Raw genomic sequence first — 12400 nt, forward strand, 5'->3', positions numbered from 1 at the left:
AACACGATTAGTACATGGAAAAATCAATAGCAATTATTTGTGGCGGAGGGCCCGCACCTGGAATAAATACTGTAATAAGTACAGTAGCCAAAACTTTTATGAAAGATGGCTATAAGGTAATAGGCGTACATCATGGATATCAAGGATTGCTTTCTGAAGAACCTGAAGTAAAGGTTTTCGACTTTCATCATGCCGATCGTATTTTTAGTCGTGGCGGGTCTACTTTAATTATGAGTAGGTTTAAACCAAAAGACAGTGATTTTAAATCAGATTTTTTTAAGAAAAATAATGTAAAATTATTAGTTACTATTGGCGGAGACGATACCGCGTCTACCGCCAATAGATTAACTAAATTTCTTCAAACAGAACAATTAGATGTTAAGCATGTACATGTGCCAAAAACTATAGATAACGATTTGCCTTTACCTGATAGAAATCCAACATTCGGATTTCATACAGCTAAAGACGAAGGCGTTAGAATAGGGAATACGGTATACGAAGATGCGAGAACGAGTGAAAACTGGTTCGTGATGTCTGCTATGGGACGTTCTGCTGGACACTTAGCTTTCGGGATAGCATCGGCATGTCATTTTCAAATGATGATTATTCCAGAAATGTTTAACAAAACAAAGATTACGTTCGAGAAGCTTATTAATATGATAGTGTCTTCTATAGTGAAATGTAAACTAGAAGGTGTTGAATATGGTGTGGCTTTAGTGAGTGAAGGTGTGTTCCATTTTATGGATGAAGAAGAAATTATAAATTCTGGAATTAATTTTACTTACGACGATCATGGTCATCCCGAATTAGGGAATGTGAGTAAATCTCATATTTTCAACTATCTGTTACAAGTGAAGTTGAAAGAGATTGGTTTAGTAGTAAAATCAAGGCCAGTAGAGCTTGGTTACGAATTAAGATGTTGTAATCCTATAGCATTCGATTTAACACTGTGTTCTTTATTAGGAATAGGTGTTAAGAAGTTGTTCGATCAAGGTATTTCTGGTTGTATCGTTAGCGCAAATTCAAAGGGTGATATTACACCATTGTATTTAAAGGACTTTGAAGATGAAAACGGAAAGATACCACCAAGATTAGTCGATATCAATTCAGATATGGCTCAGCTTTTTATAGACAATCTATTCTATATTAAAGAGAAAGATTACGAAAAAGCAAAACAATATTTACCAAATCCAGAAGCATACGATTTCAAGAAAATCTTAAACTGGAATTAAAAATTAAAACATAACAAAATGGCACAATTTTCAAGATTAGAAGTAGCTCAAGCAATGAAAGATACAGGGATGATTCCTTTATTTTTTCATAACGATATTGAGTTAAGTAAAAAAGTTTTAAAAGCTTGTTACGATGGTGGAGCAAGATTAATGGAATTCACAGCTCGTGGAGATTTCGCTCACGAAGTTTTTGGAGAATTAACTAAATATGCTATTGCTGAATTACCAGGAATGATTATGGGTGTTGGTTCTGTAACAGATGGTGCTGCGGCTTCTTTATACATGGCATTAGGTGCAAACTTTATTGTAACTCCAGTATTAAGAGAAGATATCGCAATTGCATGTAACCGTAAAAAAGTATTATGGTCTCCTGGATGTGGTACATTAACAGAAATTACTAGAGCAGAAGAATTAGGATGTGAAATCGTAAAATTATTCCCTGGTGATATCTACGGACCTCAATTTGTAAAAGGAATAAAAGGCCCACAACCTTGGACAAGTGTTATGCCAACTGGTGGTGTTTCTCCAACAGAGGAAAACTTAAAAGGATGGTTTGATGCAGGTGTAACTTGTGTTGGTATGGGATCTCAATTAATCTCTAAAAAGATTATTGCAGATAAAGACTATGCAAAATTAGAGCAAGATGTAAAAAATGCTTTAGCAATTGTAAAAGCAGTAAGAAAATAATAATTTTCTATATATTTAATATAAAAAAGGACTGTCCGCAAAGACAGTCCTTTTTTAGTTAAATACATTATCAGGTGTTGGGATGTCATTGAAAATTAAGTATATAAATGCGCGACAGAATTGAATTAAAATTGTTGCGTAATTAGAGTTTAAATATTTTTTAAAAATTTCACATTTTAAGTTGTGTAGTTTCTTAAAGCTACTTATATTTGCACAGCTTTTTAGGAATTATATATTTTGAAAAAAGCGCTTTCAGAACACTTGTTGTTCGTGAATGGTGGCATAGCTCAGTTGGATAGAGCACCTGCCTTCTAAGCAGGCGGTCGAAGGTTCGAATCCTTCTGCCATCACAAAAAAGCTTTCGAGAAATCGGAAGCTTTTTTTGTTTCTAATAACTTCATATTACAAATTCATTCGGGATTAAGACCAATTCTAGTGTTTTTACATTTTTATGTTCTCGACCCCGTTGGTACGCCATAGAAAATATGGGGTTTTCATTATTTAAAATTCAATCTAGAAGAGTTGTTAAAAAATTAAACTTTTTAAAAATTTAAACGGTATTCGAGCGGATTTGAGAATCCCCATGATGCTCTACAAACATTTTTCATTGCTTTAATTAATAGTCAGATTCGTAATAATAAAATAATCTACAAGCAACTCTGATTGCGATAGTTTAAAAAAATGTTTTATTATAAATACAATGTGCTTCTATTTAATAGAAATCAAACTCTATATCAATTCACACATAACTTTCGAGAATTATCCTTCATTTGTATCATTATTTCTTGATTTCAATTTTTTTTTAATCTCCAAAAAGAAATTATCTTCTTACCTATAAATTGTATTCATATTTAGGTCTCAATTCTTAATATTTTCCCTTTTCACACCCATATAAATTTCACGTTAAATTTTAGTTATTTTATCTATCAATTTAGAGTATGTTAAACGAAAACGATTGAAAGTATTTAATGTTATTTAGAATGATTCTAATCTCGTTAAGTTGTTTGTATTTAGCCAATTTACAGGCGATTATTACCTAAACTTATTAGTTTTTTTCTTCGTTATTGATTAAATTTACGTAGAACAAAAGATGTAGTTTTTCTTGAAATTAATCATTTAAATGTATACTATAAATGAGTCAAAAAAAGCTATTAAAAACATTCCAATTAATTTTAATTAAAAATGATTTTTATCACTGTAGTTTAGCTTAGAATGCATTCCAAAATATACCGCTAAAATATATCGTGATGTTATTATTTGTACGTTAAAAAATATTATCGATTTTAAATTTACAATAACATGAGTAGAGAAAAAAATGCGAATAATGCGGCTGTAATTCGAAGCAGAAAAGACACTATACGGTACATCAATTTACAGTTGGCTGCTTTAGGACAACCTATTTATCACGACGACGAAAATTCAGAAATTGCATTTAGTAATCCAAATTTTCAAAAACTAACTAACGGATTAATTAAAAGTTTTCGTGAAAAATCCCGAATATTATCAGATCACCAGTCTCCTGTAGATAGTCGAATTCAAGCGTTTATAGACGATTATTTAAAAGATGTTTCTTTTGATGCTTCGTTAAAATTGCCAAACGACACTTTAGTATTAAACCAAGCAGGTCATGCTCGCGAAGTGAGTTTACCTCCAAATGGTGATACTTTTGTAAGTGAAGATATTTCATCATATAGAGTAGAACAAGGTATTTTAAATAATCCTGTTCATGATAAAAGAACAACTAAAGGAACGTTTCATATAGTAGAAGGAACGCTACCTGTGCCTTTAGATAAATTTGAAGTTCCAAAAATTACATTTGCACATTTACTACATGCTGCAATTAATCCGTCTAAAGAACTTAAAACATTACCATTTACGTCTAAACAAAAAGAATGCGCCAATGTTATGGTGTCTATGTTAATGCGTCCAATGGTATGCCCAGAAGTTAAAGGTGTAATGTCTAAAAAGAGTTTAGAGGTTCGCTTTTTCGCTCCTGGAACCTTAGTAAGTAATTTAGACTTTGTTGAATCTATTTTCGGAAATGCAGGAGATCCATCTTTAGTACAAAACGATGCCGCTTTAGATACCGAACATTGGACAGGACATACAGGTTGCGTTATTCTTGCACCACAATTAAAAACACTTAAGAAAAAAGATGTTGGTTTACCGCATTACGACGATGCTACAGAGCGTCAAAGAACTGATGGGATGTGCTGGAAAGATGCCGATGAATTGTATAACGACGGTGGTGCATTTAAATTAACATGTAGAGACGATAGAGGTGTAGTGGTAACGCTTATTGCCGATAACTATTTTGGATACTCTAAAAAAGAAATTAAAACTCAAATTAGTTATTCTGCTAACTTATTTGGTTTAGTGGAAGAAGAACACTCTGGAGGAGCAGTAGCATACCCAAGAGGTGTAATGGGAGATATTGTTAATGGTGCTGGTTGGAATAGAAAATATGGAAATAAATATACCTTTGAAGATGTGAAAACTCTTTTAGGAGATAGAATTGATGTTAAAGAGGGACATTATGCCATAGATAAGAAATATCCAAACATTGTATATGTGCCTGAAAACGCATACATAAATACGAATACAAACGATGTTACTTGGACATATAATGGAAAAGATCAACGCATCTTATTGAATCCGCATAAAACATATGTGCATCCGTCTGGTAATAAATTTAAACTGGAAAAACATGATGCTATTTCGTTATGGCGCATAGTAAATACAGCTCCAGAAGGCGTATTCTGCCATAAACCATGTACGGTGTCTGGTGGAGGAAAGTCAGAGATTTCTAAATCTATGAAAAATGCAATTACCTATAGTAATTTCAATATTATAGATATTGACGAAGACTTTAAAAAAGCAGACGAAATTATCGAGTACGACTACTCTAAAAGATGGAGAAATTACGATCCAACGTTACCACCATCAGAACCATTTTTAAGTTCTAAAAGAACATTAGGATCTGCTGTACGATTATTACAACCTTTAGATGTGTTTACAGACGAGTATAACGAGTTTGTGTCTAGCATACCTGTACACATTAGATCTTTAGTATTGTTTGTTAAACGTTTATATAGACAAGATCACGACGCCTTAAATTGGAAAGACTGTGTGTCTGTAGATATTGTAAACGGACAAAAAGGAACAGGGTTAAAATACATGAATAAACCAGTTGTTGGAAGTTATGTTCGTATTGGGTTTAATCAGGATGGAAATTGGTTGTTAAACAAATTAAGGTCAGATTTTTCTGCGAGTTTAAAAATCCAAATGGAAGATGATATTTCTGCGTCTATAACATTACCAAGAAATAAATTTAGTAACCTTAACCCACAATACACTAATAAAAGTTTAAAAGTGGTTGCGAATTGTGAAGCACACCTATTCCAAAGACCAGACGAAGCTATTATTCGTGGATACGATAAAGGTGCAGAGCGTGATATTGTAGGAGAAAATGTTTTCCTTACCAATTACGAAATGTTAACTAAAAAGGATGCAGTAGAAATTTACGAAGACACAATTAACTTCGATAAATATACACAACCTGTTAAAGATTTAATTGAAAGTGTTGTTGAGGATCCTAAAGACGATGTGTATTTTGCTTTACCATCTCATACTAGAATTGTAAACGGAGAACCAACTAAAAACCCTAGATACTTAGAAAAGAATATCTTTTTAGATGAATCTGAAGCGAGTTATTTAGCAGAAGTTGGATTACGTTTATTCAGAAAAATTAAATCTGAAGAAGCAGTTATAGATGTTGTAAATGCAGTACTACCGGGACGTCGTAATAACCCAGCCGATACAAAAGCAGGAATTCGCCCGTTAGCAGTTTACAACCCTATACATTACCAAGAAACTCCAGAAATGTTTATGGACTTTATCTGTAGTCTTACAGGTAAATCGCCATCCACAACTGGAGCGGGATCAGAAGGCGCCTTAACAAAAGGACCTTTTAATATGTTAACACCTACTACAGATCTAAACAATGCCTTATTGTCTCATATCTTAACAGAATCTAATGCATTTAGTACAGCTGCTGGTTATGTTGGTGGAGAAAATAAAGTAGATCATGATATTAGTATTTTAATCCCTGAAATCTGGGCACGTTTAGAGCCTCAAGATAGAGACCCTAACTTCCTAATTAAAGATGGAGCTCTTGAAAAGATTGACGATTTCGAATATAATGGTAAGAAAGTTTTAGCGAGTAGACTTGGTTACCGTATTACAAAACAATTCTCTTTAAGATGTTTAAATCGTATTTTTGATGAACCTAATGCTGTGTTTAACGAAAAAATGCTTAAACCAGAATTACAAGGGATGGAAGATTATGTAGATGGAATTAATAATATTGTTGAAGCACAACAAAAAGTAGCTTTAAGATATTTTGAAGATGGTAGTATTGAAGCTGCTATTCCTCCATTACAAATTCTTTTGCATATGATGGCTTACGGACATTACGAAGGTAAAGAAATGAGTGATCCAGAATTAAGACGTTATTTCACTAGAGAATATATTATTAATAGTGATTGGTATAAAGACAGATTGAAGTTAAAACAACAAAAAGATATCGCTTTCTATACCAAACAAATTAATTATTTAGAAACATTTATTTCTAACCCAGGTAATACACTACAGGTTGAAGAAATGGATTTAAACGGACGTTTACAAACTGTAAAAGATTTGTATAACGAAGCAAATACAGAAGCGTATTTAACAGGATTAGAAGGTACAATTGGAGCAGATCCATTATACTACAATTAATTCTAAATAGAATATCGTGCTTACTATGTAAGTACATTAAAAGCTTGAGGTTCGCCTCAAGCTTTTTTTTGTTTAAAAGAGTGTCTAAGTGTATTTAAAGTCTTTAGTTAGGTAATATTCACCGTTAATTAGCCTTAATTTATAGTAATTGGATAATAATTGATACATATTTAAATCAATTAGTTATAGTATTGTTTAGAGCTTTATTTAGTGCATAGTAAACTTGTGTTTCTAGATTTTGCTTTTAAATGATTATAATTTATTATGAAAATATATACCACTTTAATACGACGTAAAATTACAGTTAACCAAGCTAAACGAGCTCTTGTTCTCTTGCTCGCTTTTATGAGTCCATTACAATACTTCACATTGGCTCAAGAACAACCAAATATCATTTTTTTAATGACAGATGATCAGAGATGGGACAATATGGGATGTTATGGCAAACCAGAATTTAATACACCTAATATTGATAAGTTGGCAGAAGAAGGTGTGATTTTCGATAGAGCCTATTATGCAGTAGCCATTTGTATGCCTAGTCGTGTAACGATGATGACAGGACGTTTTAATTCAAATCATAAGGTTGGTTTTGTGGCGCCTCAAGACTATACCTTGTCACAATCAGATTTTCAAAAGAGTTATCCGGCTATTCTTAAAAATGCAGGATATAGAACAGGTTTTATAGGGAAATTTGGTTTCACTGTTACAGAAAAACCTACCCGGCCTAGCATGCCAAAAGACCGTGATTATAAAAAGTACATGGGCAACGTTTTCGATTTTTTTGCAGGTAGCGATTCTTACGATAGAAAGGATTTTGTAATCTGGCCAGAAAACGATCAAGAACTGCATGATATATATAAATTGGGACGTGAAAATTCAGGACGAACAAAACGTACTGGAGAAGCAATGTTACGTTTTATAGATACCCAGCCAAAAGAACAACCGTTTTGTTTGTCTGTTAGTTTTTACGCCGTAAAGCACGATAATAATAAAGATGTGTACATGCCAGATTTCAAGCAATTTAAGGAAAAAGAGATGTCTGTACCTGAGAATTGGGTAGCAGGTGAAAATGAAAATTTACCAGAAGTTGTTCAAGAAAATGCGCGTGGCGTTTATCTTCATAAGCAAAGATCTTCAACACCAGAATTGTATCAGAAATTGGTGCGTCGTTTTGCAACACAAGGTTATAGTGTAGATGAACAAGTAGGGCTTTTAATGGCAAAACTTAAAGACAACGGTATGCTAGAAAATACAATTATTATTTATACAAGTGATAATGGACGTTTTCAAGGCTCACACGGACTTTTCGATAAGTGTTTATTGTATGAAGAATCTGTAAAAGCTCCACTAATTGTTTATGATGGAAGAGTAGATAATAGTAAACAAGGTTTTCGAGAAGATGCTCTTATTTCGTCTGTAGATATGGCTCCAACAATTCTGTCTTTAGCCGGTTTTAAAGCGCCTGAGAGTATGCAAGGACAAGATTTTAGTGGTATTTTAAATAAAACACAAGATAAGTCTCAGTGGCGAGATGCAGTATTTATGGAAGACCTTTTTCTTGTGGACATGTTTAAAGAACGTTATGAAGACAATGTAGATGATATTAATGCCAAGTTAATTCAATCTAATAAATCGTATCGTAGTCACGGTATAAGAACCGATCGTTTTAAGTATATCGTGTATTATGAGCATAGTCCTAAAATTGAAGAGTTATACGATTTAGAAAAAGATCCGTTAGAGCAAAATAATTTAGCAAACAATCCTGAGTTTTCTAAAATTTTGGTTCAATTAAGACAACAAACAGAAAACATGTATCAAGCTGCACTCAATTAGAAAAAGCTTTAGCACTATTTTCTAAAAGTTAAGTTGAAAAAAAAGGGTTTCAGCACTATGCATTTTATAATCTGAAAGATGAAATGAGACGTTGTCTATAATTATAGGAAAGAAAAACACTTCAATTTTATTATTTCTTAGATATCGGTCATAATCGATAGTAAATGGATGATAATTTATATCACTTCAGTCTAAATATTAATAGTATTGCTAAAGCTTAAGAGATATTCTTATTAGTTAAAACGGCATAAACAAATTGCCAATTGCTTTTAGAGAAGTAAAAATTAAGAAACACAATTAAGGATTTATATTGGTTTTAACATGAAGTGCTCTGCTTTAAAAAGTCAAATAATCTGTAAGTACATAAATAGATGAAACAATTTTTTACTATAATTTCGACCTGTATGCTTACTATATTTTTAGTAGGGTGTGGTCAGATTTCTGATACTCGAGTTATTAAGTTAGCTCACGGATTAGACATTAAACATTCGGTACACTTAGCCATGTTGAAAATGGGTGAGGACTTAAAAGAGATATCTGGTGGAAAAATGGAATTGGAAATTTATCCGAACCAACAATTAGGTACAGAACGCGAATGCTTAGAACTCATTCAGATAGGAAGTTTAGACATGACTAAGGTTTCGTCTGGAGTTATGGAAAATTTTTCTCCGGAAATGAAAGTCTTCGGATTGCCATTTTTATTTAGAGATCGCGACCATATTTTTAATGTATTAGACGGTCCAATAGGGAAACAATTGTTAGACGGTGGTACACAATATTGGTTAAAAGGTCTAGGGTATTACGATGCTGGTAGTCGTAGTTTCTATACCAAAGACAATCCAATAGAATCTCCAGAAGATTTGGCAGGTTTAAAAATTCGTGTTATGGAAAGTGTAACGGCTATCGAAATGGTTAAAAGTTTAGGAGGTTCGCCTACACCAATATCATGGGGAGAATTATATACATCTTTACAACAAGGTGTTGTAGATGGTGCAGAAAATAATCCACCAAGTTTTTATTTATCTCGTCATTACGAAGTTTGTAAATACTATGCTTTAGACGAGCATACGTCTTTACCAGATGTAATTGTTGTTGGAACCCATTTATGGGATAGATTATCTGAAGAAGAGCGCGAATGGATGCAAGCTGCAGTAAATAGATCTGTAGTCTATCAGCGAAAATTATGGGCAGAAGCAGAAGCAGAAGCTTTAGAAGAAGTACAAAAAGCAGGTGTGAAAATTATAAGACCAGATAAAACATTGTTCTCGGATCAGGTGCAAGAGGTTTACGATCAATATAAAGATAATCCTGCAATGTATAGCTTAATACAAAACATTAAAGACACCCAATAATATGGCATTTAGAAATACAGTAGATTCTATTCTAGGAAAAGCTCTTGTCACTATAATGGCTATTATGGTGGTTAATGTACTTTGGCAAGTATTTACAAGATTTATAATGGGAACGCCAAGTTCTTTCACCGACGAGTTAGCAAGATATTTAATGGTTTGGTTAGGGATACTAGGCGCTGCTTATGTGTCTGGGAAAAATATGCACGTAGCCATAGATGTTTTGCCACAGCGTTTCAGTGCTAAAACACAAAAGCAATTACAACTTTTTGTATACGGTTTAATTATTTTATTTGCCTTTGCGGCAATGGTTGTTGGCGGATTTAGATTAGTGTATATCACTTATGTTTTAGATCAGCATTCACCATCTTTACAAATCCCTTTAGCAGCGGTTTATGCTGTTATTCCACTTAGTGGACTTCTTATTATCTATTATAAAATTTCTGATATTATTAAAATAAAAGCATAATGGAATATATACCTGTACTCGTTTTAGTTCTTAGTTTTGTAGCCTTATTGGCTATAGGTACACCAGTTGCATGGAGTATTGCTATATCGTCTGTGTTAACCATGCTGGTTAGTATTCCTGCCTTACCTGCCTTTACAACCGTGTCTCAACGTATGGGAACGGGGTTAGACAGTTTTGCCTTACTCGCCATACCATTTTTTGTGCTCTCAGGACAACTCATGAATAAGGGCGGAATTGCACATCGGCTTATTGCATTTGCAAAAACTCTAGTAGGTTCTCTTCCTGGCGGACTAGCTTTAATAAATGTTATTGGAGCGATGCTAATGGGAGCAATTGCAGGTTCTGCTATGGCTTCGGCGTCTGCTATGGGAAGTATTCTTGGCCCAGAAATGGAAAAAGAAGGTTACTCTAAAGAGTTTGGTGCGGCTGTTAATATTACATCGTCTACAACGGGTTTAATTATTCCACCTAGTAACGTGCTAATTGTATATTCATTAGCTAGTGGTGGAGTCTCTATTGCTGCTTTATTTTTAGCGGGTTATATTCCTGGTATTTTAACAGGATTATTGCTAATGATTGTTGCATCATTTTGGGCAAAAAAGAAAAACTATAAGCGTGGCGAACGTAGTTCGTTAAGACAAGTGTTTAAAACATTTATCGATGCTGTTCCAAGTTTGTTTTTATTAGTAGTTGTTATTGGAGGAATTGTTACAGGTATCTTTACGGCAACAGAAGCTTCAGCAATCGCGGTGTTATATACTATGGTGTTAGGTTTTATTTATAAAGAAATTACGTTTAAGAATTTACCTGAAATTTTATTAGAATCTAGTATCACTACAGCCATTGTAATGTTACTAATTGGTGCGTCTATGACGATGTCATGGGTAATGTCTTACGAGAATATACCACAAGATATTAGTTCGGCACTTTTAGGTGTAAGCGATAACCCAATTATTATATTATTAATTATAAACTTATTACTGTTATTTGTTGGGATATTTATGGATATGACTCCGGCTGTATTAATCTTTACGCCCATATTTTTACCGGTAGTAACTAAATTAGGAATGGATCCAGTTCAGTTTGGAATTATTATGGTGCTAAATTTATGTATTGGTTTATGTACTCCACCTGTAGGCTCCGTGCTCTTTGTTGGAGTAGGTGTGGCCAAAACAACCATTCAGAAGGTAATTAAGCCTTTAATACCGCTGTTTTTAGCCATGATTTTTGCTCTGTTCTTAGTGACGTTCTTCCCAGAACTTACACTTTGGTTACCACGTTTGTTTGATTTATAATTTATGAGTTATATGTTGAGATTGTAGGATAGTGTGTAAAATGAAAAATGAGGTTATGAAAAAGATATTTTTTGTTTTAACTATTCTTGGTATTATTAGTTGTAATAAGATTAATAAAGACGACTTAATCGGTTTAGAGTTTAATGATTTTAAAGCGGTTAATCCATTAGAAACCTTTACTAAAATTAGCGATACATCTTTTTCTTGCACAACGTCCGAACCAAAATTCAAACTATTTCATCTAAAAGATGGAAAGCAACATTTGGTTGTTTTTGCAGATATTTTAAAGGATTCAGAAAATAATTTCAAGGTGCTAGATATTTTGGAAATTTCAAACCTTACTACACATCAAAAAATTAGTATAGGTTACTGCGAATTCGATTTAAAACATGAAAATAATGGCAACTTAATAGCTGTAGTAAATATTCAGGATAATGAAGACATCTTTGTTCAAACCATAAGAAAAGCTTGGGTTGCAAATCCAGAATCTAGAACCATTAATTCCATCAAAGATATTAGCCAGATTAACTGTATTAATGAATGGTATAATGGGAAAAATTCTAAAATTAACTACAACCTTTTAAAACATTAATTTAAGTATAACATGTTTTTATTTGTGAATTCAGAAAAAAATTAAATAAAATATTACATTTTATAAAATTTATAACGGTCTATTTTATCAGAATGAGAATCGTTGTAATTGGGTAACCACAATACTATGAGTTGGTTAGTAACTGCACTTCAGTTTTTATAAAT

At 33.0% G+C, this 12400-nt stretch carries 8 protein-coding genes and 1 tRNA gene; all 9 read left to right on the forward strand.

Annotated features, from left to right (window positions below; all coding sequences use genetic code 11):
• Positions 1 to 14: 14 nt before the first annotated feature.
• Complete coding sequence (locus BN863_RS04990; protein ID WP_038528137.1) at positions 15 to 1232, forward strand: 6-phosphofructokinase; 1218 nt, start codon at positions 15 to 17, stop codon at positions 1230 to 1232.
• Between the two features lie 18 nt (positions 1233 to 1250).
• Positions 1251 to 1919, forward strand: a complete 669-nt coding sequence (locus BN863_RS04995) for a bifunctional 4-hydroxy-2-oxoglutarate aldolase/2-dehydro-3-deoxy-phosphogluconate aldolase (protein ID WP_038528138.1) — start codon at positions 1251 to 1253, stop codon at positions 1917 to 1919.
• Between the two features lie 276 nt (positions 1920 to 2195).
• Positions 2196 to 2269: transfer RNA gene (locus BN863_RS05000), tRNA-Arg, on the forward strand.
• Positions 2270 to 3218: 949 nt separating this feature from the next.
• A complete protein-coding gene (locus BN863_RS05005; protein ID WP_051774499.1) occupies positions 3219 to 6698 on the forward strand; it encodes a hypothetical protein in 3480 nt (1159 codons plus the stop codon).
• Positions 6699 to 6962: 264 nt separating this feature from the next.
• A complete protein-coding gene (locus BN863_RS05010) occupies positions 6963 to 8531 on the forward strand; it encodes a sulfatase-like hydrolase/transferase (RefSeq protein WP_197539167.1) in 1569 nt (522 codons plus the stop codon).
• Between the two features lie 371 nt (positions 8532 to 8902).
• Positions 8903 to 9883: a TRAP transporter substrate-binding protein gene (locus BN863_RS05015; protein ID WP_038528140.1), complete on the forward strand. Its 981-nt coding sequence runs from the start codon at positions 8903 to 8905 to the stop codon at positions 9881 to 9883.
• 1 nt (position 9884) lies between these two features.
• Positions 9885 to 10349, forward strand: coding sequence for a TRAP transporter small permease (locus tag BN863_RS05020; protein WP_038528143.1), 465 nt, complete (start codon positions 9885 to 9887; stop codon positions 10347 to 10349).
• Entirely contained in the window at positions 10349 to 11644 is a 1296-nt protein-coding gene (locus BN863_RS05025) for a TRAP transporter large permease (protein WP_038528146.1), read from the forward strand. Before BN863_RS05020 ends, BN863_RS05025 begins: the two co-directional genes overlap by 1 nt.
• Before the next feature lie 55 nt (positions 11645 to 11699).
• Positions 11700 to 12236, forward strand: a complete 537-nt coding sequence (locus tag BN863_RS05030) for a hypothetical protein (RefSeq protein ID WP_148304565.1) — start codon at positions 11700 to 11702, stop codon at positions 12234 to 12236.
• Positions 12237 to 12400 lie beyond the last annotated feature (164 nt).

It is taken from the genome of Formosa agariphila KMM 3901, from assembly GCF_000723205.1.
Classification (GTDB): Bacteria; Bacteroidota; Bacteroidia; order Flavobacteriales; family Flavobacteriaceae; genus Formosa; species Formosa agariphila.